The 25,436-nt window shown below is 36.9% G+C and carries 24 protein-coding genes; 19 read left to right on the top strand and 5 right to left on the bottom strand.

From position 1 onward, the window contains the following. Positions 1 to 249 (top strand): transposase (locus tag AN964_RS17085; RefSeq protein WP_200915599.1); only part of this gene is annotated, 249 nt, incomplete at its 5' end. 160 nt (positions 250 to 409) lie between these two features. On the opposite strand, the gene AN964_RS17080 is transcribed toward AN964_RS17085, so the two are convergent. Continuing rightward, entirely contained in the window at positions 410 to 709 is a 300-nt protein-coding gene (locus AN964_RS17080) for a hypothetical protein (protein ID WP_055740842.1), read from the bottom strand. Positions 710 to 861: 152 nt separating this feature from the next. On the opposite strand from AN964_RS17080, the gene AN964_RS17075 reads away from it, so the two are divergent. The 3 genes from AN964_RS17075 to AN964_RS17065 all read left to right on the top strand — a co-directional run bounded on the left by AN964_RS17075 (position 862) and on the right by AN964_RS17065 (position 3,873). Beyond that, positions 862 to 1,638, top strand: coding sequence for an enoyl-CoA hydratase-related protein (locus AN964_RS17075; protein ID WP_055740841.1), 777 nt, complete (start codon positions 862 to 864; stop codon positions 1,636 to 1,638). A gap of 137 nt (positions 1,639 to 1,775) precedes the next feature. Next, the gene (locus AN964_RS17070) at positions 1,776 to 2,435 is read left to right on the top strand and encodes a GDSL-type esterase/lipase family protein (RefSeq protein ID WP_055740840.1); all 660 of its coding nucleotides are present in this window, start codon (positions 1,776 to 1,778) and stop codon (positions 2,433 to 2,435) included. A 169-nt stretch (positions 2,436 to 2,604) separates the two neighbouring features. Beyond that, entirely contained in the window at positions 2,605 to 3,873 is a 1,269-nt protein-coding gene (locus AN964_RS17065; protein WP_055740839.1) for a M48 family metallopeptidase, read from the top strand. Positions 3,874 to 4,026: 153 nt separating this feature from the next. On the opposite strand, the gene AN964_RS17060 is transcribed toward AN964_RS17065, so the two are convergent. Next, positions 4,027 to 4,263 carry an IDEAL domain-containing protein gene (locus tag AN964_RS17060; RefSeq protein WP_055740838.1) on the bottom strand — a complete coding sequence of 79 codons (237 nt, stop codon included), beginning with the start codon at positions 4,261 to 4,263 and terminating at the stop codon, positions 4,027 to 4,029. A gap of 241 nt (positions 4,264 to 4,504) precedes the next feature. On the opposite strand from AN964_RS17060, the gene AN964_RS17055 reads away from it, so the two are divergent. After that, on the top strand, positions 4,505 to 5,080 hold the full coding sequence (locus tag AN964_RS17055) for a competence protein ComK (protein ID WP_055740837.1): 576 nt from the start codon (positions 4,505 to 4,507) through the stop codon (positions 5,078 to 5,080). Between the two features lie 33 nt (positions 5,081 to 5,113). On the opposite strand, the gene AN964_RS17050 is transcribed toward AN964_RS17055, so the two are convergent. After that, positions 5,114 to 5,503, bottom strand: coding sequence for a YhjD family protein (locus AN964_RS17050; RefSeq protein ID WP_055740836.1), 390 nt, complete (start codon positions 5,501 to 5,503; stop codon positions 5,114 to 5,116). Positions 5,504 to 5,900: 397 nt separating this feature from the next. Between AN964_RS17050 and AN964_RS17045 the strand changes: the two genes are divergently transcribed. The 4 genes from AN964_RS17045 (at position 5,901) to AN964_RS17030 (ending at position 13,950) form a co-directional block, all read left to right on the top strand. Further along, a complete protein-coding gene (locus tag AN964_RS17045; RefSeq protein WP_055740835.1) occupies positions 5,901 to 7,886 on the top strand; it encodes a S9 family peptidase in 1,986 nt (661 codons plus the stop codon). Positions 7,887 to 8,170: 284 nt separating this feature from the next. Continuing rightward, positions 8,171 to 8,788 (top strand): TVP38/TMEM64 family protein, encoded by a 618-nt coding sequence (locus AN964_RS17040; protein WP_055740834.1) that lies wholly within the window; start codon positions 8,171 to 8,173, stop codon positions 8,786 to 8,788. A gap of 312 nt (positions 8,789 to 9,100) precedes the next feature. Beyond that, the gene (locus tag AN964_RS17035) at positions 9,101 to 12,337 is read left to right on the top strand and encodes a winged helix-turn-helix domain-containing protein (RefSeq protein WP_235950807.1); all 3,237 of its coding nucleotides are present in this window, start codon (positions 9,101 to 9,103) and stop codon (positions 12,335 to 12,337) included. Positions 12,338 to 13,425: 1,088 nt separating this feature from the next. Then, entirely contained in the window at positions 13,426 to 13,950 is a 525-nt protein-coding gene (locus AN964_RS17030) for a hypothetical protein (protein WP_055740833.1), read from the top strand. Between the two features lie 219 nt (positions 13,951 to 14,169). On the opposite strand, the gene AN964_RS17025 is transcribed toward AN964_RS17030, so the two are convergent. Continuing rightward, positions 14,170 to 15,329 (bottom strand): IS3 family transposase gene (locus tag AN964_RS17025; protein ID WP_200915597.1). Its coding sequence is split into 2 segments (ribosomal slippage): positions 14,170 to 15,068 and positions 15,068 to 15,329, totalling 1,161 coding nucleotides; the frame shifts between segments, so codons are not numbered across the junction. A 261-nt stretch (positions 15,330 to 15,590) separates the two neighbouring features. Here AN964_RS17025 and AN964_RS17015 point away from each other — a divergent pair. The 10 genes from AN964_RS17015 to fabG all read left to right on the top strand — a co-directional run bounded on the left by AN964_RS17015 (position 15,591) and on the right by fabG (position 24,633). Next, positions 15,591 to 16,358: a hypothetical protein gene (locus tag AN964_RS17015; RefSeq protein WP_055740831.1), complete on the top strand. Its 768-nt coding sequence runs from the start codon at positions 15,591 to 15,593 to the stop codon at positions 16,356 to 16,358. Positions 16,359 to 16,408: 50 nt separating this feature from the next. Continuing rightward, positions 16,409 to 16,831: a hypothetical protein gene (locus tag AN964_RS17010; RefSeq protein ID WP_055740830.1), complete on the top strand. Its 423-nt coding sequence runs from the start codon at positions 16,409 to 16,411 to the stop codon at positions 16,829 to 16,831. Between the two features lie 449 nt (positions 16,832 to 17,280). Then, a complete protein-coding gene (locus AN964_RS17005) occupies positions 17,281 to 18,441 on the top strand; it encodes a substrate-binding domain-containing protein (protein ID WP_437177119.1) in 1,161 nt (386 codons plus the stop codon). A gap of 157 nt (positions 18,442 to 18,598) precedes the next feature. Beyond that, a complete protein-coding gene (locus AN964_RS17000) occupies positions 18,599 to 19,366 on the top strand; it encodes an ABC transporter ATP-binding protein (RefSeq protein ID WP_055740828.1) in 768 nt (255 codons plus the stop codon). Beyond that, the gene (locus AN964_RS16995) at positions 19,350 to 20,057 is read left to right on the top strand and encodes an ABC transporter ATP-binding protein (RefSeq protein WP_055740827.1); all 708 of its coding nucleotides are present in this window, start codon (positions 19,350 to 19,352) and stop codon (positions 20,055 to 20,057) included. The genes AN964_RS17000 and AN964_RS16995 overlap by 17 nt, the downstream gene beginning before the upstream one ends. 19 nt (positions 20,058 to 20,076) lie before the next feature. Next, positions 20,077 to 20,937 (top strand): branched-chain amino acid ABC transporter permease, encoded by an 861-nt coding sequence (locus tag AN964_RS16990; RefSeq protein WP_055740826.1) that lies wholly within the window; start codon positions 20,077 to 20,079, stop codon positions 20,935 to 20,937. Positions 20,938 to 21,000: 63 nt separating this feature from the next. After that, positions 21,001 to 21,945: a branched-chain amino acid ABC transporter permease gene (locus AN964_RS16985; RefSeq protein WP_083489463.1), complete on the top strand. Its 945-nt coding sequence runs from the start codon at positions 21,001 to 21,003 to the stop codon at positions 21,943 to 21,945. A 15-nt stretch (positions 21,946 to 21,960) separates the two neighbouring features. Next, positions 21,961 to 22,986: a 3-oxoacyl-ACP synthase gene (locus AN964_RS26130; protein ID WP_055740824.1), complete on the top strand. Its 1,026-nt coding sequence runs from the start codon at positions 21,961 to 21,963 to the stop codon at positions 22,984 to 22,986. Positions 22,987 to 22,989: 3 nt separating this feature from the next. Further along, positions 22,990 to 23,880 (top strand): intracellular short-chain-length polyhydroxyalkanoate depolymerase, encoded by an 891-nt coding sequence (gene phaZ, locus AN964_RS26125; protein WP_055740823.1) that lies wholly within the window; start codon positions 22,990 to 22,992, stop codon positions 23,878 to 23,880. A gap of 12 nt (positions 23,881 to 23,892) precedes the next feature. Next, entirely contained in the window at positions 23,893 to 24,633 is a 741-nt protein-coding gene (gene fabG / locus AN964_RS16970; protein ID WP_055740822.1) for a 3-oxoacyl-ACP reductase FabG, read from the top strand. Between the two features lie 267 nt (positions 24,634 to 24,900). Here the strand turns inward: fabG and AN964_RS16965 are convergent, their stop codons facing one another. Next, a complete protein-coding gene (locus AN964_RS16965) occupies positions 24,901 to 25,377 on the bottom strand; it encodes an NUDIX hydrolase (protein WP_055740821.1) in 477 nt (158 codons plus the stop codon). Positions 25,378 to 25,436: the final 59 nt, after the last annotated feature.

Here is a 25,436-nt window from a genome sequence, read left to right as displayed (position 1 = left end):
CGTCATATTTGGCAAGAGTACCTTGAGGAAGCAGATCATCTTCGTCATCACAAAGAGGTAAAAACGATATATGCGAAACGCAAAGAAACGATTGAGCGTGTATTTGCAGACGCAAAAGAAAAGCATGGTATGCGTTGGACAACGTTAAGGGGACTTAAAAAATTGTCGATGCAGGCGATGCTTACTTTCGCTGCCATGAATTTGAAGAAAATGGCCAACTGGATATGGAAAGGTCCGGAAATGGCCTAGTAGATGAGGATGAGAGAGGTCAGCATACACCCAAAAAGGTAAAAAAGTAAGAACAAAATCAAAAGGGGTTCGGAATGTGACCATTCCGAACCCCTTTTGTCTACAATCTGAATGCAGAATAATAATTCTGCATTTTTTCATATATTTATTTTGTCCTGTTTTATTGAAAGTCATCTTTATTTGCTGATATAGGAGAACCAGTAGAAGTGTGAGTATTCATCCAATTCAACGATACTTGCGAAACACTGGACCAATTTGGAATTTGGGCTTGATGCTGTTCGACCCAGCTCATGCAATATTGCGGGTCAATACTATATTCCTCGCATCCTGCTAAAAATGCTTGAATAGTCTCTTCCGTACAATTTTGCCAGGAACCACATGTATCAACCCAAACCTTTTCCATTTTAGACTGTACGGTTGGATCATTTACAAAATGACTAAATTGATTTTCATTCGTCATTGATTGTACCTCCTTTTTGAATATGGACAACATCATTAAGTATGTCCAAGGTTCTCTAAATCAAACGATTGAAAAGAAAATAGCACTATCAAAAAGGTTTTTTACAAGAAGTGTTGAAATACATATTTGAGGATCAAAAAAGGGGTGTAGAAATGAGTAATATTGTTTTAGATGTAAAAGACTATATTGGATATGTAACGCTTAATCGGGCGGAAGCGATGAATGCTTTTAATTATGATACTTTATGTGAGCTTGCAAATGTAGTGGAATCTATTAGGTCGAATCCTGAAATCAGGGTAGTAGTTTTTCAAGGGGCTGGCGAAAAAGCATTTAGTGTAGGAGCAGATTTGAAGGAAAGAAAAACACTTTCTGAGCAAGAGGTGCGCCGAAATGTATATAAAATCGGGGAAGTTTTTTCTTCCGTTGAAAAACTGCCGCAGCCTACCATTGCGGCAATGAATGGCTACGCGTTTGGCGGCGGGATGGAGCTTGCGCTTGCCTGTGATTTCCGGATTGCTGTGAGTGATGCAATAATGGGGCTGACGGAAACAAGTCTTGCGATTATCCCTGGTGCAGGCGGAACACAGAGACTCCCACGTTTAATCGGAGAAGCGAAGGCGATGGAGCTTATTCTAACAGCCAAAAGAATGACGGCGGACGAAGCTTATCATTATGGTGTTGTAACAAAAACTGTTGAGCGGGAGCATTTTCATCAAAGTGTGAACGAGTTTGCTAACAAGATTTTGGCTAATGGACCAATCGCTGTTCAACAAGCAAAGTTTGCCATTAAAAACGGAATGAATGCGGATCTTCAGACAGGACTGGAAATAGAAAGAAAAGCATATGAAATAACCATTCCGACGGAAGATAGGATTGAGGCATTACAAGCTTTTTCAGAAAAAAGGAAACCTAATTTTAAAGGGAAATAATCTATTTTCGCGATACTATCAAAAAGTATCGCATTTCTTCTGTTTATAGAAATTTTCCCCTTGTGATTAAAAATAGTCTCAGATAAAGAAGGATTGAATATATAGAAGTATGACTAATTTATCCTGAGGGTGAACAAATGAAGGCAACAACTTTTATACATTCAAATGAATTCTTAAGGTATTGTGCAATAGGTGACTCGCTGACGGTTGGAATAGGCTCTACCTATTTTATAAAAGGGTTTATCACGAAATATTTGTGGCTATTGAGAAGATCGCAGAACTTGCCCATTGTTCCGTATATATACGGGAGAAGCGGAGCAACCACTGCAAATATTTTGAAAATGTTGCAGCATCCTTTTGTTAAGGAAGGAATCATTCGTTCAAACATTATTACGATCACGGCAGGCGGGAATGATCTTATTGATGCTGCACAAGTCTTCTTGAAAAATAAAAATGAAAAGGATTTTTTTCTCGCTGTTGAACATGGAAAAAAGAACCTGGCCACCATCATTGATACGATATTAAAAATGAAGAATGGCGGGGTGCCATTTATCATTCGAATGATGAATCTGTACGATCCATTTGAAAATATCCCTGGGACAGATAAATGGGTGGAAGCTTTTAATCTGGGGATTGAACAGCTTTCTTCTCCACCGGCTATAAAGGTAGCAAATGTACATGACCGTTTTAAAGGAAGGACGAATGAATTATTGGCAAATGACCATGTTCACCCGAATAATAGGGGGTATGAAGTAATCGCTGATGCATTATTTGAGCTCGGGATTGATCCATTATAAGGGCAAGCATATATCTTGTCCTTTTTGCCGTTTTCATAATATCCACATTAAATCCCACATATGTTGGGTATATTTTTACTATAACTTTAAAACTTACTAAAAGCTGTTCTATTCCACGCGATTTTTTCTACATTTATATAAGAGGACAAGAAGGGAGGAGTAGCTAATCATGTTAAGAAAGTGGGCTTTTCGTGCCGTAATCGCTTATTTGCTTTTTGGTATATTGATGTATGTGTATCTATTTTTCATAGCAAATTCTACCATTCCTGCGGATTTAAAAGGGACAAGCGTCGACCCATCTACTTTTTTAAATGGCAGAGAGTTAATGCTTAGTGAGGAATACTCCAAAATAAGGAATTTGTTATTTTTTCTTTCGACTCCATATGAATGGCTCTTTTATTTTCTGGTGCTAATCTTTGGAGTTTCAAGAGGGTTTGAAAGATGGGCAAAAAATACATCCAGATTTCATATTATCCAATCCGCAGTGTTTTTGTTTTTGTTGTATCTTTCAGCTTATCTTGCAACGTTTCCACTGGAGTTTATTTCGTATAAGTTTTCCAAAATGTATCATATCTCTAGGCAAACTTTTACCGGATGGATGAAGGATGAGGTAATTGATTTCTGGGTAAATTTAGCCACTATGTTCATTATTGTGACGGTTCTTTACGCCTTAATGAGAAAATTTAAGAAGAAATGGTGGATTCCGGCATGGCTTTTATCGATTCCATTCACTATCTTTATGATGTTCATCCAGCCGGTTGTGATCGACCCCCTATATAATGATTTTTATCCGCTTAAAAATAAGGAACTGGAGGCAAAGATTCTTGTCTTGGCAGATAAAGCAAATATACCCGCCAAACATGTTTATGAGGTCAATATGTCCGAAAAAACAAATTCCCTTAATGCATACGTGACCGGGATTGGTTCTAACGCCAGGATAGTTTTATGGGATACAACCCTCAATCAATTAAATGATAAAGAAATTCTATTCATTATGGCTCATGAGATGGGGCATTATGTCGAAAAGCATATATATTTTGGGATTGCAGGATATTTATTACTATCCTTAGTTGGGCTATGGCTGACTTCCATCTTGATGAATAAAATTGTGAGTAATAAGGGTGAACAATTAAAAATTAGCGGTGTTTCTGAATTAAGCTCATTGCCTTTGTTCTTACTTATCATTTCCATCTTACTGTTTGCAGTCAGCCCTTTAACAAATTGGGTTTCACGCTATGAGGAAACACGCGCAGATCGCTATGGAATTGAAATGACGCATAATCAAAAAGCGGCTATTCAAGCATTTCAGGATCTGACCAAATCGGGGTTAAGTCAAGTAAATCCACCTTTATTAGTAAAAATTTTTCGTTATGATCATCCGACCATGTTAGAACGGATGGAGATGATTGAACATTATCGGTTTAAAAAGAATCCATAAACACGGCAAACGAAATACCCTCTGGAAATATCGCCAGAGGGTTTTTTCTAAGAAGTTATAAGTTGTTTGTCTTTTAAATTATTTATCGAATATAGACTTTGTCTAGCGCAAGCAGCCATTGGCTAGCGGATTTCTCCGTCTCCCCGTACTTTTCTACGAGCCGAAGCGTTCTTCAAGATCCTTCAATTCATTTGTCAATTTCATAAATTGCTCTTTTTCTTTTTTATCTAATGCATCATCAATTTCGCGAAGGATTTGTTCCTTTTGCCTCTTCAAAATTAATTCGTTTAAAATCATATCTGAGTAAATATGCATCATCCATTTTTCATTTTGTAGCTGTGTCATCGCATAATCCTTCATTAATTCTGTGTAAGATTTCTTTTTTTCCATCGATGATCACCTCTTCTGCTTTTAAATATTATAGCAGAAAAGAATTGGCTAATCAACAGAACAATTGTAATTTTCTGATAAAGGACACTGCAGCTGTCAATTAATAAGAGACATATTTCGGTTAAATTCAACATTTCTCTCTGGAAAGTTCTGATTTTTTAGAAAAAATAAATGACAAAATTGGAAGTACATGCTATTATAGGGTTGTACATGGAAAATATTGTAGAAAGGAAGCGAAATTATGGGAGAGAAAAGTTCATTAATTGAAGAATATGAAATCAATCCTTATACAATGGCGATTATTCCAACACAATATGGATCGCGAACCTATACAGAGGTTTTGGAATCGCAGGATCGTTTTATTTCACCATTTAGACCCATTGACATTGTCAAGAAAAGCTGTGAATACTTCGGGGCGTCCTATTTAGGAAGGAAAGAAGGGACCAAGCGTCTTATAGGTATTACACATAAAGCACCCATCATCGTTGACCCCCATACATCAATTTATCTATTTCCTACGACATCACCGACAAATCCGCATTGTATTTGGATCTCACACGATCATGTAATGAAACAGGATAAGGCAAGCTCTAATTCTACTGTGGTTACATTCCGTAATAAACAGACATTGACTATTCCTGTATCTATTAGTTCCTTTGAAAATCAAATGTACCGAACATCCCTGCTACGTATCAGATTTACCCAGCATATTCAGCATATGGAGAAGAGAATCGGTCAGCCGAAAAGCTTTATCATGCAATTAGAAGCATCTGAAAGAAAGCGAAATTATGAATTAAAAAATGATCATTTGCTGTAAGGAGGAGGAGCAATCAGAGTTAAAGATTGCTCCTTAAGCCTCTTTTGGTGTATTTAGTGAAGGATTTAAAAAGCGTTGATAAAGGTAGTATCTTAGTAATTCTTCCGTACGATTTCTGAGCCTTGGATTAAAATAATTATGATGCTCCTCATATCCTTTGTACAAAAACATATACATAGTAAAGGTATCATCTGATTGGAGCCGCTCTACTTTAATTTGATGCTTTCTCATATATCGTTTAACCTCTGCCAGTTCTTTCTGGATGAATCTCATGGTCTCCTCAATCCATTCAAGATATGGTTTCTTTAATTTAAAAGGACTTTTATCAATTATGGTTAAGTCACGATTTAATACCGTCAAAACCATAGGCAGATAAATTGCCTGTTCGATAATATCACGATCCTGATCAGGTATTTTTGTCATCTATAATCCCTCTTTTCTAATATAGAACACATGTTCTTATTATATATTACTTTATTCCCAGTATGTATTTCAAGTGACACAAAGAATAAAATTTTTTTATTATATATTATTAGTCCAGTGAGGTCTGTCTAGCACAAGCTGCCTATCGGCTAGCGGATTTCTGCCATCAGATAAAATTACAGTTCAAATTTTACTCGGTGAAATTTGAAGTGCGGAGCTCCGCGCTTTTCTAATTTTCCCTTCTTATTTTTAATCCATACAAATCGGTGTAAGTGTTATTTTAGAAATATTTTTAATTTTGGAAGGGAAAATGTTTTGGGTGTCGAAATAAATAACATGGTGATAACATTTGCCGATATTTTGGCGGCAATATTTTTATAGTGGAAGGTGATAGGGAATGGAAAAGAGACAAGGTATTCAAGCACAGGATTTATATGAATTAAAGTCAGTTACCGATCCGCAGCTTTCTTCCAATGGAAAAGATGTTGTATACACACAAACACATATTGATCGGGAAAAAAATGAATATGTATCCAATTTATATTACGTAAATGTGGAGGAAAAACAGCCCGTACAATGGACGTTTGGAAATCATCGCACCAATTCGCCGCGTTGGTCTCCAGATGGAACCAAGCTGGCATTTGTTTCGAATCGTGAAGGCAAACCGCAAATCTTTTGTTTAACAAAGAGTGGCGGGGAAGCAAAACAATTAACTTTATGCAAAAATGGGGCAGGGAGTCCTGTTTGGTCACCATGCGGGGAAAAAATAGCATTCTCGGTAACGCTCGGCAAGGATGAAACGATTCATGATCGCGAAAGTGAAGAAAAGGAAAAGAAAGAATTAAAACCGCTTATCGTAGAAAAAATGAAATATAAATCAGATGCAAGTGGATTTTTAGATTTAGATCAGTATTCACATATCGGTATTGTAAATGTAGAAACAGGAGAAGTGGAGCAACTAACCACTGGCGAGCAGGATTACCACTTAGGTTCATGGTCGCCTAATGGAAAGTATATTACATATTCGGCAGATTTAGCGGAGGACAGAGATTTTTCCTTTAACTCCGACATCTTTTTATACAATATTGCAACAAAAGAAACACAGCAAGTAACAAATAGTACAGGCGGATTTTGGCAAACCTCATGGTCTCCAAACAGCCGATATCTTTCATTCCTTGGAAGTGAACAGGAGTTTAAAAATGCGACGCATTCCAAAGTATGGATTTATGATGTCGAGGAGAAAAGTCTAAATTGCTTTACCAGTGATCTAGATGCGCCGGTTGGTGACTATGTAGCAGGTGATTTCCAGCAAGGAGCGACGATTCCTGGCGTTCAATGGGCGGATGATAATGAAAGCTTTTATTTCATCGTTTCGGACCATGGAAGCACCCATGTCTATTATGGAAATCTTTCAGGTGAAATTTACCCTGCTTTGCATGAAGCTCAACATGTATATGGATTTAGCTTAAATAAACAAACACATCAAGCAGTTGTAGCAATCAGTAAACCGACACTACCCGGTGAACTTTTCTTGGCAAACCTGCAAACAGGAGAAGTGGAGCAGCTGACACATACAAATGATGTATTCTTAAAGGATAGAGAATTATCAGATGCCGAGCCAATTGAATACGAAAGTGCAGAAGGCTGGAAGGTTCATGGCTGGATCATGAAACCTGCAGGCTTTGAAGAAGGCAAAAAGTATCCATTAGTACTTGAAATTCACGGCGGTCCACATGCCATGTACGCGAATACGTACTTTAATGAATTCCAAGTATTGGCGGCTCAAGGATTTGCTGTATTATTTGTGAACCCTCGAGGCAGCCACGGTTATGGCCAAAAATTCGTAGATGCGGTACGCGGTGATTATGGCGGCAATGATTATAATGATTTGATGGCGGCTGTGGATTATGCATTGGAAACATATGATTTCATTGATAAAGAGAGATTAGGGGTAACAGGAGGAAGCTACGGTGGTTTTATGACGAACTGGATTGTGGGACATACAGATCGTTTTAAGGCTGCAGTTACACAACGTTCCATTTCCAACTGGATCAGCTTCTACGGAGTAAGTGATATTGGCTACTATTTCTCTGAGTGGCAAATTCTTGCAGACTTAAATGATATTGAGACACTTTGGAAGCATTCGCCGCTTGCATATGCTAAGGATATTAAAACACCGCTTTTAATCCTCCATAGTGAAAAGGATTATCGTTGTCCGATTGAGCAAGGAGAACAATTATTTATTGCATTAAAACGTCAGGAAAAAACAGCGAAATTTATCCGTTTTCCTGAATCCAATCATGAGCTTTCAAGAAGTGGAAAGCCAGAACTGAGAATAAACCGATTGGAATATATTAGAGATTGGTTCTTGCAATACGTTTAAAATAATGGGTAATAACCGATTCTAAAAAGTAACCTCAGTTTTAACAAGAGGTTACTTTTTTTCTTGGAGTACATAATAAAACTTTTTTGTGTTGGTAATTCCATAGAGGAACCTTTTTACGTGTATAAAACCAGAGATGGAAGAAATCATCCACTCACAAAATGCTACTTATTGCGATTAAGCTTTTTTGGAAAAAGAGCCGTATTCTGCCTAAACTCCGTCATGCTTATATGCTATACTTCACATAGGAAATATTCTGATACATAAAGAATAGGGGAAATCAGATGGATTTTCATACTTTAAAAGATTGGTTCACTGTAGAAAATATTATGCATTTAATGGAACAATATCGCTCGCTAGGTCCATTACCGGGTATTTTATTCATTGTATTAGAGGCGTTTTTCCCCTTTATCCCATTGTTTTTAATCGTCATGGCAAATGCGAATGCTTTTGGATTTTGGCTAGGCTTTCTAATTTCGTGGATTGGCTGCAGTATAGGAGCGATTCTCGTATTTTTAGTCATCCGTAAATTTGGAAAAACGAAAGCACTTGCATTTCTTTATAAAAATCAACAAGTGCAAAAGGTGATGAGCTGGGTAGAAAGACATGGATTTGGTCCCGTATTTTTAATGATGTGTTTTCCGTTTACTCCTTCAGCAGTCGTGAACATAGTGGCAGGTTTATCAAGAATCAGCATTTTACAATATACACTGGCTGTGTTCGCAGGAAAAATGGTAATGGTATTCTTTATCAGCTATGTCGGTTATGATATTTTCTCATTGGTGAAAAAACCTTTAAGAACTGCAATTGTACTTGTTGCAATCTTTATTTTATGGTTAGTTGGAAAAAGAATAGAAAAAAGATTAGCGAGAAAAACGGAAAAGGAACAAAGACAGGCTTAACGATTAACTGCCTCTCTCCCAAATATAAGTTGAAATGTGATAAAATATTTTAAAAAGTCAGTTATTAACTTCGGGGAATAAATAAAATACTATAAGTTTTTATTCTATAATGAAATTACAAGATTAACTTGCCTAGCGCAAGCGGCTGTCGGCTAGTGGATTTCTCCGTCCCCTCCCTGCGATAAGTCAACATTAGTTCGTGAGCAACCTCAACACGGTTGCCTTTATCTCAGTCGAAGACTACGAAATCCATATGCCGATGAGCAAGGCGCATGCGCATTGCTAAACTATCAATGAAAGAGGGGAGGATCATTGAATACGAAACTTACCATCGTAGATACAAAATTGATGCCGCCGCTGATAAAAAAGACCCATATTCGTAAGTCTTGCCTCATGAGAAAACTAAAAACGTCAGTTCAATATTCCTTAACGATTGTTCATTCCGGTGCTGGGTATGGAAAAAGCTCTGCTTTGAGTTTATACATTCATGATGTCAGACAAAATTTTTGCTGGTATACCATATCGGGAAATGATGATGATATTATTCCTTTTGTAACCTATATCGTTTATTCTTTAAGAAAGCGCTATCCTTTTTTGGGTGCAGAATTAATGGAATATATGAATACAATGGATAAATATATTCGAGATGAAGAAATCTATTCCCTTTGTGCTTTGTTCATTAATGAAATATCCCATATTCAGAATGAAACGATTTTAGTCCTCGATGATTTTCATTTAGTAGACCATTCTTTTACTATAAATCAATGGCTTGAAAGGGTAATCGAACATTTACCGGGTTTCTTTCATATTGTCATTTCTACTCGAAATAAACCAAAATGGAATCTATTAACAAAATGGAAAGTATCCGGAAAAGTATTGGAGATTTTGGAAGAAGACTTAACCTTAGATAAGGAAGAGGTTGAACTGCTTTTTCAAGATTTTTATGGGCTGGAAGTGGAGGACACGCAACTTCAATCCATTTTTCAATTAACCGAAGGCTGGGTGATTGCACTTAGCATGATTGCCGAGCAAATAGAAAAAGGCACATCTATCCAAGAAATTTTACATTATCATCATTCTTCCATGGAAGAATTGTTTCACTATTTAGCAATAGAGGTTTTCTCGAAACAATCTCCCATTATTCAAAGCTTCCTTGAACAGACCTCCATCTTCGAAGATATTACACCTCAAGTTTGTGATGAAATTCTGGGAATTCAAGGTTCAGATTTAATGCTGGAACAACTAGCAGAACGAAATGCATTTCTGCATAAAATTTGGGGAAGCAAACAATATCGCTTCCATGCACTATTTAGGGCATCCTTGCAAAAAAAATTAAAAGAAGAGCAGGCAAGCCTTTATCGGCAGCTTCATGAACGCTGTGCTAGATACTATGAAAAAATAAATCTATGGGAACAAGCCGTTTACCATTACGAACAAATACATCTGTTTGAGCCGATTGGCTATTTGTTGGAAAAAAACGCGAATGATATGTTACAAAGCGGACGCTTGGAAAGCTTGTATGAGAAATTAAAAAAATTACCGGATGAGGTTAAGGATCGGTACAAAATATTATGGTTTTACGAAGGAGAGGTTCTTAGGTACCAATCCTTTTATGAGAAAGCGGAGAGATGTTATCAGCATTTAATTAATGCTTCGGTTGGGAATGATCATTTGAACTTAATCGGAAAAGCGTATGAGGGGATTGCCAAAATTTATCTGGACACGATACAACCTGGAAAGGCAGAGAGATTTTTGCAATTAGCCATAGAGGCAACGGAATCTCACCCTGATGCAGAAGAATCAGAGAAGCAGCATTTGTATTTTTTAATGGCTGAAAATTTCGTTAACTCCGGTCAGGCAAGCAAAGCGGAAAAGTATTACGAGAAAGGAAAAATGCAAAACCAGCAGCTTCATGATGGAAATTTGGATGCGCGGCTTTATTTGCGAACGGGCAAGCTGGAAATGGCAAAACGAGTGCTTACAGGACGCCTAAGTACTGAAGTGAGCATCTTGCCAAAATCACATAGAGAAACAGATATTCTGCTTTCTTTCATTGAAGCATGTATGGGAAATGCTGAAAAAGCAAAAGAGTTGGCGCAACGAGGAATCGAAAGGGGTATCCGCTATAAAAGCTCCTTTGTAGAGGCATGCGGCTGGATGAGGATGGGAAGTGCTGTTCAAATACTTGATCAATATGAAATCCAGCTTGCTGAACAATGCTATATGACCTCCTTAAAAATGATGGAGGAAATGAAAATTTCTCGCGGAAAAGCTGAGCCATATATGGGATTATGTATTTTATACAGCCGCATAGGAGAGTATGAGAAGGCAAAAGAATTTGGAAAAATGGCATTGGAGGAGACGGAAAAGGTTTACGATTTATGGTTGTCTTCCTTTATCCAACTATGCATGGGAATAGCCCATTTTTTTAGTGATGAGCTTGATGATGCAAGAAGGTTTTTAAGCGATGCAAAGGAAAACTTCGTGCAATGCGGGGATCCGTATGGGCTGATGCTAACAGAGCTTTGGAATGCATTCCTAACTTTTGAAACGAATGAGGAAGAACAGTTTTATAGTGCTATTTCTTCCTTTCTAAAGGAAGTCCAGCTTGGAAACTATGAATTTATTTTTTTGCGAAAAACCCCGTTTAGCCCAAAAGATTTACAATCTATTATGCCATTACTTATAAAAGCGAAAGAGTTGAATGTACATTCTGCCTTTACATACAGAATTTTAAAGGAAATGGGATATGAAGAATTAGACTCACATCCTGGATATACCTTAAAAGTAGAAACACTTGGAATTTTTAAAGTGTGGCTAGGAGATAGATTGATTGACGAAAAAGACTGGCAACGTGGAAAGGCAAAGGAATTATTTCAATTTTTTCTTACCCATCGCGGGAAGTGGTGGAGTAAGGAGGAAATTTACCAAAAGATTTGGCCGGATGCAGACGATAAAAGCATGGACCAAGAATTTAAAGTACTATTAAATGCATTGAATCGGACCTTAGAACCCCATCGCAAGGCAAGGGCAAATCCATTTTTTATCCACCGCCACAACAATACTTACTGTTTAAATCCGAAAGCGGTTATCGATGTGGATTTCATTCAATTTGAGGAATGGATATATGCTGGATTGGATGAAAAGTATCCCAATAAGGCTAGGAATATATTAAAAAAAGGACTAGAGCTTTATAAAGGGGATTTTTTGTCTGAAAGACGTGATGTTTGGTCCACTACAGAACGGGAAAGGTTACTAACCGTTTTCTTACGAGGGGCTGAAAAAATGGCCCAATTATGTGTGCAAAACAATGATCCGAATGAAGCTATTATTTGGTGTGAGCGAATATTGAAAATGGATTCCACTTGGGAAGAGGCTTACCGGCTTGTTATGTATTGTTATTATCAGAAAAATAACCGGCCACAGGCGATAAAATGGTATAAAAAATGTGAAAGTATTCTAATGAACGAATTAGGGGTAGAGCCAATGGAACCGACAAAAAGGATATTTGAAATGATATTGATAGGTTCTGAAAGTTTTTCAATATAGGTGTACAGTCTGGAAATAATATTTACAAAGGTAAGTCCATTATCAGTAAAATTTTTAATGGGGCTTGAAGTGTGTATAGATCTTTAATTTAGTAGCTGAAAATTTCCACTATATGGTTTAATGGCAATAACAGTATTACAGCAAGGTGAGAAGTGGTAACCTCCAATAATTAAAAAGGGGTGCTACTGTTGATTACTTAAAAACGCACTAAGTTGATGAAAGGATTCAACTCTCTAATCGTTGCAGTAACGCAGTTAGATACACAAAAAAGGCACCCCGACCTTAACCAGATAAGGTAAGGTAGTGAAGTTACTCTTCTAATGCTTGCTGGTAGCTTGAAGGTAGATTACGTACATTAACTAATAAGGTGAACTAAATAATATCATTTTAATTTCTTTCAAAGAATGAAGAAACTGAAGATATAAACAAATATTCTTGATAAGAAAGACAAATCATAATACGTTTCGTAAAAAAATATATACTTACAAATATATTAAAACATACTCCCTCGTGATTCGATTCGGTACCTTTAGTAAATAAAGCCTATTTTATTTAATTTTATAAAAATTTTACCAATTCAGCCAATTTTATGTTAAAATTCAATTATAAATGATAAGGACGGTGATAGATATGTAAATATTAGCTTTGGATCCAATCCCCTTTACCTTCCAAATAAATATATACAAAAGCATTCTTATTTAACTACATAAAAATTCATCCTCTAAGAAAAGAATGATGTTGACTCAATTTTAGACTAAGGTATAAAAACCATTCAGTCAATTGTCGGAAGGTTGCAGTGTAACTGACTATTTTTTTGTAAAAAATCATATGTAAGTGGGGATTCATGAATTATTTAGTTTATGTCTGTGTAATTAGTAGCAATTTCTTTTAGGTACCTTTTTATTTCCTTTCTAATTTTGTTCATCTATTGCCTCTTATAAAATATCTTTTTCAACTTCTAGTCTCTACTAACTTTTCTTGTCATTTACTTTTCGTTCTAGTGAATTAATAGTTCTTATAAACCTATTAATGAAGACAAACTAATAAATATTACTTTATATGTTTAAAAAAAGAGGGAAGATTATAATATGAAAAGACTATTTTATTCAATTTGTGCATTGTTAGTTTTATTTATGCTGTCTTCGTCTTATAATGCTTTTGCCGATGAAAAGAATAACAAATTGAAGAAGGAGAAAGAAATTACAGATATAGATACTCTTTATGAAAGAGCACTTAATGGAATCACAGATAATGAAGAAATTGATGGACAATTAAATTCAACAGTTATACTTTCAGGAGATAAGGGGACTTTTTCTACAAATGATGTATTAAGTACTACACAAAAACTAACATCTGAACAAACAGATGAGAGCTTAGAAGAAAGTTTTGTCACTACATCTTTTGCAACACTAGATTTAAATAATGACGATAATATGTTCAACATTCAAGCTACTGGGGATAAAGGGGATGATAATTTCGACACTCCATCAAAAAGTGTAAAAGCTTATTCACGTATATATTATACTACTAGTACTAAAAATTCATTAACCCATTATGCAATAACTAAAGTTACTGGCGGTTGGACCAGTTATGATCCATATGTATTTTTTTAAAACACCAATGTTACAATTGCACAGCAAGGAAAAACCTTTTATACAGGATGTTCTAAAAATCTTTGCGGCGAACAGATGACAACGAAATCCGTAAGTGGTTCGACATTTTGATACTACGTCAAGAAAATAGACACAGATTTTTCTACCGCGCTTTCGCTTGGTTGCCTTCATAAAAAAGTTTAAATAAAGTGCGATTTAAACTTTTTTATGAAGGTAAAATCAAGCTGCAGATTTTCTATACATTCGCTCAAATTCATTCGGCGTATAGTATCCCAACGTTGAATGGATCCGCTTTGAATTGTAAAAGAACTCGATGTATTCGAACAATGATTTCTTCGCTTCTTCTCTAGTTTTATATTTTATTTGATACACTAGCTCACGTTTAAGAATACCGTGAAAGGACTCGATACAAGCGTTGTCATAACAGTTTCCTTTTCGGCTCATGCTACCAACCATATGGTATTTTTTTAATAGCTTTTGATATTCAGAAGAAGCATATTGAACACCTCTGTCTGAATGATGAATAACACCTTTTCCGGGTTTTTGACGCTTGTAAGCCATCTTTAATGCAGAGATAACCAATTCCTTTGTCATGGTTTTGCCCATTGCCCAACCTATTATTTTACGAGAATATAAATCCATTACACTTGCTAAATACAACCAGCCCTCATTGGTCGGGATATAAGTTATATCCGTTACCCACACTTGGTTTGGTTTACAAGGTTTAAATTGTCGATTTAAGACATTTTCACTTACTGGATGTGCATGTTTCGAATTGGTCGTAGCCTTGTATTTTTTGACTATACAAGACTTCCATTGGTTCTTTGTCATAATACGTGAGACCGTACGCACACTTACTTTTACGCCACGACTATTGAGCGTTTTAGCAATTTTAACACTGCCGTAACGTTGCTTGAATTCTAGGTGGGTCTGTAAAATCTTTTGTGATAATTTCTCGTGTTGTTTCTTCCTGTTACTTATCGGTTGTTTTAACCATTTGAAGTAACCACTTTTAGAAACTCCCAGAACGCTGCACATCTTCTCCACTCGGAATTGGGAGCGATTTTCATGAATGAATTCATATTTTACCGAGGGCTTTTTGCGAAGTAGTGCATCGCCTTTTTTAAAATTTCATTCTCCTCCTGTAGATCACGAATTTCTTTCTGAAGGGCCCTTAATTCAGCTGATTCTGAGGAAAAAGATTTTACAGCTTTAATCTCTGGTTGTTGGCCGTATTTCTTCAACCAGCTATATAAAGTATTTTCATTGACCCCCACTTCTCTAGCAACTTGAGCTACAGACTTATGGTTTTCATTGATATACTTAACTGTTTCAATTTTAAATGCCTCTTCGTATCGATTGCCGTTACCTCTTGCCATCCTGACACACCTCGTTATAGTTGATATTTTTATTATAACAATCTGTGTCTACTATTTAGTCTAGCATCATTTTCATATACATCACCAATGAATAGTTGGATTCCTATTGCTTACCATGCTGATTTATTCAATTTATTTACAAAACAAACAGCAACTCTGTATGACAGCAGTTCATCATGGAATTTTACTTTTGAAAATAGGTTGCCATAAAGATCATTTATTTTAAATAAGACTTTATTTAAAAAAGGGGGAATATTTAATATGAGAAAACTATTTTATTCAATTTGTGCATTGTTAATTTTATTTATATACTCTTCATCTTTTGATACTTTTGCCGTTGAAAAAAGTAATATTTTGAAGAAGGAGAAAGAAATTACAGATCTAGATACACTTTATGAAAAAGCACTTAATGGAATCACAGATAATAAAGAAATTGATGAACAATTAAAGTCAACAGCTATACTTTCAGGAGATAATGGGACCTTTTCAACAAACGATGTATTAATTACTACACAGGAATTAATATCTGAACAAACAGATAAGGGTTTAAAAGAAAGTTATGTTACTACAACCTTTGCTAGTGTAAACCTTGATGAGTTAAGAAAAGAATCTAATATTCAACCCTTTGCCGATAGGGGGAAAGAGGATTACGACCCAACTGGAAGTGTTAAGGCTTATTCACGTATATACTATGACATAACTACTAAAGATGGGCAAACACATTATGCAATAACTAAAGTTACTGGAGGTTGGACCAGTTATGACGCATTTATATCTTTTAAAAACACCAAAGTTAAAATTTCACAGACAGGAGCTACTAAGTACAGTGGGTGTAACGCAGGGTTCTGCGATGATCAAATAGAAACTAAAACTGTAAGTGGATCCACCTTCTCATATACATCTCCAATGACAAGTTGGAAACCAGTTGTTAATACTACTTATACTATGATAGGGGTAAAACAAACAGCAACACTTTATGACAATAGTTCATCATGGAATTTCACTTTTGACAATATATTATTTAGATAAGCCAATATATTTCTTGGGTTTAAATTCTTTAAACGGGGGCCGGGCCAACTATGAATCATCATTCTTTTGAAGTTAAAATGAAGAAGATTTTATTACCGATTGGATGTCTTATATTATTGTTTATACTTGGGGCATGTACGAGCGATAAAAGTTCAAGTCCGTCAGAATTTAAAAAGCAATATTTTGAAGGAAAAAGCAATAATTGGTATGTAAAAATGGAATACGAAACGGATAGTTTTATGCGTTACGTCATCTCTTATATTGGAGAAGGAAAAAAACCAGTAAATTTTAAATATGAAATATATCAACCTCAAAACTTCCCAACTTCCGGGGATGGCGAATTTAAAAACGAAGATGAATTTGAAATTAATGAAAATTGTGGTGGGCAATGTGGTTCACTACCTAAAAGTATTCCGATTCAAATTCAATGGGATGGGAAAAAAGAAAAAGTAGTAATTAAGAATAATAAATAGAATTTACCAATAAGAGCATTTGTCCACTGAAATGTTCATGTTTGGTATTGATCGCAATCACTTACACCTAATCGGGTTTTCTATCTGGAGCTTTTCTAAAGTATGAAAAAAGTCCAATTTCTCTATTTAATACTGGGAAATTGGACTTTTAAATTTTTATTGCCAAAATGGTGTATTTTTGGCATTTCAAACGCTGACACGTCCGGGGTGAGAGTATTTCTATCTATCGTAAGCAACTAGAGGTAAATTTGTATTTTAAATTCACTCATCCTTACGTCAGTGGCGAGATACCACTGCTTTTCTTAATTGTAACTACTGTGTAACTCTCTCCATATACGATGAAATCACGGAAAAAGCTTTATTTTGTAAAAAATACTGGGGGGAGAAATTTGAAAAGGTCAACAAAAAGATTTTCGGTACTAATTAGTATTGTAATAGCTGCTTTATTATTGACGACTGCCTGCAGCTCTAATAAAGCAAGCGGGGGAAAAGATGACAAAGGAACCATTAAGATTGGGGTTCTTGCATCTTTAACAGGCGCCTTAGAATCCTATGGGAAGCAAACGAAAAATGGTTTTGAAATGGGGCTTGATTATGCAACAGATGGAAAACGGGAAATTAATGGGAAGAAAATTAAAGTAGTTTATGAGGACACTGAAACAAAGCCTGAGGTTGCAGTAAAAAAAGCAACAAAGCTGTTAGAAGAAGATAATGTGGATTTTCTTGTCGGATCATCTAGCTCAGCAGATACGTTAGCTGTGCTGCCTTTAGCAGAAGAGTATAAAAAAATCATGATCGTAGAACCAGCTGTTGCAGACAGTATTACAGGAGCAGATTTCAATAAGTATATTTTCCGAACAGCAAGAAACTCCTCCCAAGATGCGGTAGCGGGCGCAGCTGCGATAGCAAAACCAGGCGTGAAAATTGCTACTCTTGCACCTGATTATGCTTTTGGGCGTGACGGTGTTGCTGCTTTTAAGGAAGCGGCTGAAAAACTTGGGGCGAAGGTTATTCGTGAAGAGTATGCAGATCCTGCAGCTACAGATTTCACCTCTAATATTCAAAAAATTATAAATGCAAAACCGGATTACTTATTTGTAGTATGGTCTGGTGCTAATTCACCTTGGAAGCAAATTGCCGATATGAAGGTTCAGGATAAAGGAATTAAGATTTCTACAGGTGCACCAGATATTGCAGCATTATCCACCATGGAACCGCTTGTAGGAATGGAAGGATTCTCCGTTTACTACTATGATCTACCGAATAATAAGATAAATGAATGGCTCGTTAGCGAGAATAAAAAACGATTTAACGGAGAAGTTCCTGATCTTTTCACACCTGGCGGAATGAGTGCAGCCATTTCCATTGTAGAAGCATTAAAGAAAACTGATGGAAACGCAGATAGCGACAAGCTAATCAAAACAATGGAAGGCATGAGTTTTGATACACCTAAAGGAAAAATGACCTTCCGTAAAGAGGATCATCAGGCACTCCAAAGCATGTACGCGATAAAACTAGAGAAAAAGGATAGAGTACCATATCCTGTTCCGGTACTAATCCGTGAGCTATCGCCTGACGAAACAGCGCCTCCCATCAGGGTTAAGAAATAAAAATAACAGGAACTTCGGAAAAAAGTTTCCGGAGTTCTTCTTTTAAAAGATTGGATCTAAAAAGTTCCAAAACGAGGTTATTTTGCGTGTCAATTCGTTAATTATGTCTGCTTCAGCGCCTATGGGCTAGCGGATTTCTTTGAGGACGGTGACAAAAGTGGCAAACATTTTAGAAACAAAGCAGCTAACCATTCAGTTTGGGGGGCACCTTGCAGTGAATGAGGTGGATTTCTGCGTTGCGGAAAAGGAATTTAAATCTATTATTGGACCGAATGGTGCAGGGAAAACAACTTTCTTTAATCTATTAAGCGGACAACTTACTCCAACAAAAGGAAGTATTCACCTTAAAGGAGAGGATATCACCTCTATGCCCCCACCGATGAGAACAAGAAAAGGGATTGGAAGATCCTTTCAGATTACGAATGTATTCCCTAATTTAACGGTGTTAGAGAATGTAAGATTAGCAGTTCAATCGCAAATGGCGATACGGTATCAAATGTTATCTCATTTTAAAAAATATAAAAAAGTAACAGAGAAGTCATATGAATTGCTTAAGCAGGTTCTTTTAGAGGATAAGGCGAACGCATTAGCAACAAATTTAGCCCATGGTGAAAAACGAAAGCTTGAAATCGCCATGCTGTTAGCACTTGAAACGGAAATTTTGCTGCTCGATGAACCAACTGCAGGAATGTCTCTGGAAGAGGTTCCCGCGATTTTGAAGGTAATTCGAAATATTAAGGAGGAAGGGAAAAAAAACATCATTCTAATTGAGCACAAAATGGATATGATTCTCGATCTATCAGATTCGGTGACCGTTCTTTTTAATGGCACACTGCTCGCGGATGGTACTCCTAAGGAAATAATGGAAAATGAGACCGTTCAAACAGCATATTTAGGAGGTATGCACAATGGACACTCTGCTTAAAGTAGAAAATCTCCAAACTTATATTGGACAATATCATATTTTACAAGGGATTTCCTTTGAGGTGAAAAAAGGGGATGTAACGGTTTTATTGGGCAGAAATGGCGCCGGAAAAACGACAACATTACGCAGTATTATGGGGCTGAATCCTCCCTCACAAGGAAAAGTATGTTACAAAGGCAGTGAAATACAGGGATTGTCAACCTATAAAATTGCAAATCTAGGGATTGGTTATGTTCCTGAGGATCAGGGAATTTTCAAGGATTTAACCGTTGAAGAAAATATGAAAGTAGCGATGAAAAAACAGGATACAGAAACGTTGGAAAGACTGGAATGGATCCTTCAGCTATTTCCTGACTTGAAAAAGTTTTGGAAAAAGCCTGGCGGATTATTAAGCGGCGGACAGAAGCAAATGCTATCAATCGCTAGGGCGTATTTAAATAATAATCAACTATTGTTGATTGATGAACCGAGTAAGGGCCTCGCACCGATTATGGTAGAAAAAGTAATGGAATCGATTTTAGAAATGAAAAAGCAAACCACGATTGTATTAGTGGAACAAAATTTTATGATGGCAAGTACACTTGGAAATCGTTTTTTTATTATCGATGATGGCAGGACCGTATATTCGGGAGGGATGTCAGCATTAAAAGAGGATGAGCAGTTAAAAAGAAAATACTTGGGAATTGCATAAACAGGAGGTGAGTCCTTTCATGGCATTGTTTTTGAATTTAATGATTAATGGTCTTGCTACTGGTATGCTTGTGTTTTTACTGGCAGCAGGGCTGACGCTAATTTTTGGTTTAATGGATGTATTAAATTTTGCTCATGGTGGTTTTTTTGCCTGGGGTGCTTTCAGTGCTGTTTGGCTTTATTCCTTATCAGGCAGCTTTTTTGTGGCAATTTTAGGTGCACTTGCGACAGGAATTATTTTGGGAATCATTACGGAAAAAGTCATTATTAAACCTGTTTATGGAAACCATATTCAGCAAATTTTAATAACATTAGGATTTATGCTGGTTCTTACAGAATTCATTAAAGTGGTTTGGGGGCCGAATCAAATGGCTGCAAAAACCCCGCAAGTTTTAACCGGAAGCTGGGAACTGGGGAATGTCATCCTTATTAAATATCGGGTTTTTATTATTATTGTTGCTTTAATTGTGTTTACCTTGGTTCAAGTTGTATTAAAGAAAACAAAAATAGGATTAATCGTTCGTGCGGGAGTTATGGATAAAGAAATGGTGCAGGCACTCGGCATCAATATAAAAAAAGTATTTATGTTTGTATTTATCGTGGGGTCAGCAATGGCTGCTCTTGGTGGTGCTTTAATGGCTCCTTATTCTGGAGTTGTTTATGCAGAAATGGGGATGGAATATGCAATTTTAGCATTTATTGTCGTTGTTATTGGCGGAATGGGAAGTTTTTCAGGTTCATTGTTCGCGGCAATATTAGTCGGCTTATCCGGTTCATTCATGGCATATTTCGTTCCAGATCTTTCTCTTGCCGTTAATATGCTATTGATGGCCATTGTCCTAATCTTTAGACCACAAGGCTTGTTCGTATCTAGGGGGTGAAAAGGATTGAAAAGATTAGGAAGTATCTCACAAATATCCCTCATCATTATCTCTGTTTGTTTAATGGTAATTCCATTTGTTTATGAATCAAGAAGTACGCTGATTTTATTAACACAAATCTTTATTTTTGCTATTTTTGCGATGAGCTATGACATATTGCTTGGATTTACTGGGATTGTTTCATTTGGTCATGCTATGTTTTTCGGAATTGGAGCCTATACAACCGGGATTTTACTCCAGCGAACTGAACCGACAATGGGGCTTTTTCTCCTATCTATAGTCGTTGGAATAGTAATTTCTGCAGTGGTAAGTTATATCGTCGGGCTAATGACACTACGGCTAAAAAGTCATTTTTATGCGATGCTAACCTTGGCTTTTGCCAGTCTTTTTCAGGTTGCTTCCGAAAAATGGCGCACCCTTACATTTGGGAATGATGGATTTACTTTCAGAATTCCGGAAGTACTGATTGACCGAACAACATTTTATCTCATTTGCCTTGTCCTAATGATCATCATTTATTGTGTGCTCCAGCGTTTTACGCATTCTCCAATGGGAAGTGTTTTACTTGCTATCAGGGAAAATGAGCAGCGTGCAGAATCTCTGGGCTATAAAGTGCTTCATTATAAGATAATGGCAAGTATTATTTCAGGCGTTACGGCATGTCTTGCCGGTTCTTTATATACCACATCCTTACGTTTTGTGAATACGAGTGTATTTACAATGGATACTACGTTAGATGCATTATTAATGACCATTATCGGCGGCGTTGGTACATTGCTCGGACCTGTAATCGGTGCGGGATTAATTGAAATTGCCCATCATTGGTTAAGCGGTTTGGCAGAAAAGTACCCAATATTCGAAAGATGGATTATCTTCTTTGGGATTATTTATATATTAGCAGTTATGTTTTTTCCAAAAGGGATTGTTGGGTCCATTCAAGGATGGAAGGCTGAAAAGCGTGTTAAAAGGGGAGCCAATGTGAAACAAGAGAAGAAAATAGCAGGGTAATGCGAGGTGGTAAGAATGAAAATCGGAATATTGAGCACAGGGATTTATATTCCAGAACAGTTTATAACAGGAGAAGAGATTGCAAAACGTGCAGGAATCCCACCAGAAGTGGTAGAAATGAAAATGGGAATCAAAAGGAAGCCTATCCCTGGAGACGAGGATCATACATGTCAAATGGGCATTCTTGCTGCTAAGCAGGCAATTGATAGGGCAGGCATTGATCCTAAAGATATTGATCTCATTATCTATATTGGGGAGGAGCATAAAGAATATCCGTTATGGACTGCTGCAATTAAAATGCAGGAGGAAATAGGAGCTTACCATGCTTGGGCTTTTGATGTGGCTCTGCGCTGCGGAACAACAATCATGGCCATGAAAGTAGCGAAAAGCATGATGATGGCGGATCCTGCTATTCAAACCGTGCTTTTAGCTGGAGGTTATCGTAACGGAGACTTTATCGATTACGGAAATGAGCGTACAAGGTTTATGTTTAATTTAGGTGCCGGCGGCGGGGCAATGCTTTTACAGAAAGGATTAAAGAGAAATATTTTATTAGAATCAGAGATTATGACAGATGGATCTTTTTCGGAAGATGTAGTCGTAACAGCGGGGGGCACAAAGCAGCCAATCACATATGAAGTTTTAGAAAAGGGCCTATACAGGCTTGATGTTCTCGATCCGGAAGGAATGAAACGCAGACTGGAACAAAAATCGATGGATAATTTTTTGAAGGTAGTTCGCGGGAGTCTTTATAAAAGCGGATATACGGAAAAAGATATTAATTATGTCGCTATGCTCCATATGAAGAGATCTGCACATCAATATGTGCTAAAGGAACTTGGATTATCGGAGGACCAGTCTATTTATCTTGAAAATTATGGACATATTGGGCAGATCGATCAAATATTATCTTTAGAGCTGGCAGAAAAGGAAGGAAAACTTCACGGTGGGGATATTGTTGTTTTAGTAAGTGCAGGAATTGGATATGCATGGGGAGCAACTGTTATTAAGTGGGGAAACAGTTTAAATAAGGGGGAATAAGGGATGACTGTTGTGATGAAAAAGGTTGAATTGCCAAATGGAGAAACATTGAGTTACCGGGAACGCTCAGGTGGTGAAGAACTAGTATTACTCATTCATGGGAATATGACCTCCTCCAAGCACTGGGATGTCCTAATCGAGAAAATGGATTCTTCCTATAAGCTTATTGCTTTGGATCTTAGAGGCTTTGGAGATTCAACCTATAATAAACGAATAAATGGCATTAAGGACTTTTCAGACGATGTGAAGCTGTTTGTCGATGCTTTAGGGCTCAGCGATTTTACTATTATAGGATGGTCAACAGGTGGGGCTGTTGGGATGCAATATGCTGCGGACTATCCTGATGATTGTGGGAAGCTTATCTTGTTAGCATCAGCTTCTACACGCGGGTATCCTTTTTTCGGAAAAAAGGAAGATGGAAGCCCGGATTTTGAAAGACGGTTGGTCAACATAGAGGACGTCGAACGAGATCCCGCAACAATTGCTGTTCAAGCTGCATATGACAATAATGATCGTGAATTTTTAAAAGCACTTTGGAATGCATTGATTTATACACATAATCAACCAGATGCATCCTTGTATGAAGAATATGTCGATGATATGAGAACCCAAAGAAACTTAGCAGATGTGTATCACGCCCTGAATACATTTAATATAAGTCCTGTTCACAATGGTTTAATCGAGGGTACCAATAAGGCTGCAGCCATCCAAATCCCAGTTCTTATTTTACGAGGGGAAAGGGATTATGTGGTAAGTGATGAAATGACAAAAGAAATTATTCAGGACATAGGGGATAATGGAAGATTTGTCGAATTAAAGGATTGTGGACATTCTCCATTAATCGATAACTTAGATTTATTAGTGGATACAGTGGAACAGTTTTTACAGGAGTAGGAGGAAATGAATATGCGTTTAAATGAAAAAGTAGCTATCATTACCGGCGCTGCAGGAGGAATTGGTTTTGCTGCAGCGCAAAAATTTGCAAAAGAAGGGGCAAAGGTTGTCATTGCGGATTTTAATGAGGAAGAAGGAAATGCAAGAGTAGAGGAATTAAAGGCTCATGGACTTGAAGTGAAATTTATTCAAGTAGATGTATCAAATCGCGAGAGTGTCAATCAAATGGTATCGGAAGTGCTGGAGACATACGGTAAAATTGATGTTTTAATCAATAACGCGGGTATTACAAGGGACTCTATGCTGGTAAAAATGAAACAAGAGGACTTTCAAAAAGTACTGGATGTTAATTTAACTGGTGTATTCAATTGCACGCAAGCAGTCGTTCCAACTATGATTGAACAAGGAAAAGGGAAAATTATCAGCACATCTTCTGTAAGCGGGGTATACGGGAACATTGGGCAAACTAATTATGCCGCAGCGAAAGCCGCTATTATTGGGATGACAAAGTCATGGGCGAAGGAGCTTGGGCGCAAGGGAATCAATGTGAATGCAGTCGCACCGGGATTTACGGAGACCAATATGGTTGCAACTGTTCCGGAAAAGGTGATTGATTCCATGAAAGCAATGATTCCTTTACAACGTTTAGGGAAACCGGAAGATATCGCAAATGCTTATCTATATTTAGCATCGGATGAATCCGACTATGTTCATGGTACTGTTCTTCATGTGGATGGCGGGATTATGATGTGAAAATGAGGACCAATCTTAAATGATTGGTCCTTAAATATCCTTTTTTACTTTTTATATGGAAGTAGATTTATTAACTTGAGAGCATACCGGACACCTGTTCCGTTATATGTGACAAAACGGGCTAATTCCCTATGTTTGCGGACAGAGGATCCGTTATTTAGCAAAAAAGTAGTTTTTTCCTTGTGTTTTTACATGAATAACGGAACCAGTGTCCCCTTAATCCTTAAAAGTAGGGCATTTAATCAAAATTACGGATTCTGAGTCCGCTTAAAATATTGTAGTTCCATTTTTATAATGTTTTTCTAAAAATTCCTTCAAGATTCCTTTATGACTTCCGATCATTTGAGCTGGTAATTCCTCAGGTTTAAAATATTGAAGCTGTAGGGATTCATTTTGATCCATGGTTATATTTCCTTCCACCTTATTTGTGTAATAAGCAACTGTTACAACATAAAACTCATCACCATTTTCAGCGACGGCAAAGTGGTTTGCACCGGAATATACATTAATCAGGTTTAAATCATGGACTTTTAAGCCTGTCTCTTCCAAAACTTCTCTGCAAGCGGTCTCTTCGACGGACTCTGCCAGCTCCATTAAACCACCGGGAAGTCCCCATACCCCATTCGGATATGTACGCTGCTGCATTAGAATTCTTTTTTGTTCATCTAAAATTATTACCACTGCACCAACAAAAATAAGCGGCCGATGCCCAACAATAGCTCGTAAATCTTCAATATAACCCATTTTATTACTCCTTATTTTCGACTATTTATGATTAGTATCTCATGTTGTAACTACTTTGT

This window comes from Heyndrickxia shackletonii (assembly GCF_001420715.1).
In the GTDB taxonomy this organism is placed as follows: domain Bacteria; phylum Bacillota; class Bacilli; order Bacillales; family Bacillaceae_C; genus Margalitia; species Margalitia shackletonii.
Note: the sequence above shows the minus strand (reverse complement) of the source record. Positions and strands in the feature narration are given on the sequence as shown.

Bases quoted from the DNA above. Each gene is read 5' to 3' on its own strand.
- AN964_RS17080 (WP_055740842.1), bottom strand. From the start codon at position 709: ATGACGAATGAAAATCAATTTAGTCATTTTGTAAATGATCCAACCGTA.
- AN964_RS17075 (WP_055740841.1), top strand. From the start codon at position 862: ATGAGTAATATTGTTTTAGATGTAAAAGACTATATTGGATATGTAACG.
- AN964_RS17070 (WP_055740840.1), top strand. From the start codon at position 1,776: ATGAAGGCAACAACTTTTATACATTCAAATGAATTCTTAAGGTATTGT.
- AN964_RS17065 (WP_055740839.1), top strand. From the start codon at position 2,605: ATGTTAAGAAAGTGGGCTTTTCGTGCCGTAATCGCTTATTTGCTTTTT.
- AN964_RS17060 (WP_055740838.1), bottom strand. From the start codon at position 4,263: ATGGAAAAAAAGAAATCTTACACAGAATTAATGAAGGATTATGCGATG.
- AN964_RS17055 (WP_055740837.1), top strand. From the start codon at position 4,505: ATGGGAGAGAAAAGTTCATTAATTGAAGAATATGAAATCAATCCTTAT.
- AN964_RS17050 (WP_055740836.1), bottom strand. From the start codon at position 5,503: ATGACAAAAATACCTGATCAGGATCGTGATATTATCGAACAGGCAATT.
- AN964_RS17045 (WP_055740835.1), top strand. From the start codon at position 5,901: ATGGAAAAGAGACAAGGTATTCAAGCACAGGATTTATATGAATTAAAG.
- AN964_RS17040 (WP_055740834.1), top strand. From the start codon at position 8,171: ATGGATTTTCATACTTTAAAAGATTGGTTCACTGTAGAAAATATTATG.
- AN964_RS17030 (WP_055740833.1), top strand. From the start codon at position 13,426: ATGAAAAGACTATTTTATTCAATTTGTGCATTGTTAGTTTTATTTATG.
- AN964_RS17015 (WP_055740831.1), top strand. From the start codon at position 15,591: ATGAGAAAACTATTTTATTCAATTTGTGCATTGTTAATTTTATTTATA.
- AN964_RS17010 (WP_055740830.1), top strand. From the start codon at position 16,409: ATGAATCATCATTCTTTTGAAGTTAAAATGAAGAAGATTTTATTACCG.
- AN964_RS16995 (WP_055740827.1), top strand. From the start codon at position 19,350: ATGGACACTCTGCTTAAAGTAGAAAATCTCCAAACTTATATTGGACAA.
- AN964_RS16990 (WP_055740826.1), top strand. From the start codon at position 20,077: ATGGCATTGTTTTTGAATTTAATGATTAATGGTCTTGCTACTGGTATG.
- AN964_RS16985 (WP_083489463.1), top strand. From the start codon at position 21,001: ATGGTAATTCCATTTGTTTATGAATCAAGAAGTACGCTGATTTTATTA.
- AN964_RS26130 (WP_055740824.1), top strand. From the start codon at position 21,961: ATGAAAATCGGAATATTGAGCACAGGGATTTATATTCCAGAACAGTTT.
- phaZ (WP_055740823.1), top strand. From the start codon at position 22,990: ATGACTGTTGTGATGAAAAAGGTTGAATTGCCAAATGGAGAAACATTG.
- fabG (WP_055740822.1), top strand. From the start codon at position 23,893: ATGCGTTTAAATGAAAAAGTAGCTATCATTACCGGCGCTGCAGGAGGA.
- AN964_RS16965 (WP_055740821.1), bottom strand. From the start codon at position 25,377: ATGGGTTATATTGAAGATTTACGAGCTATTGTTGGGCATCGGCCGCTT.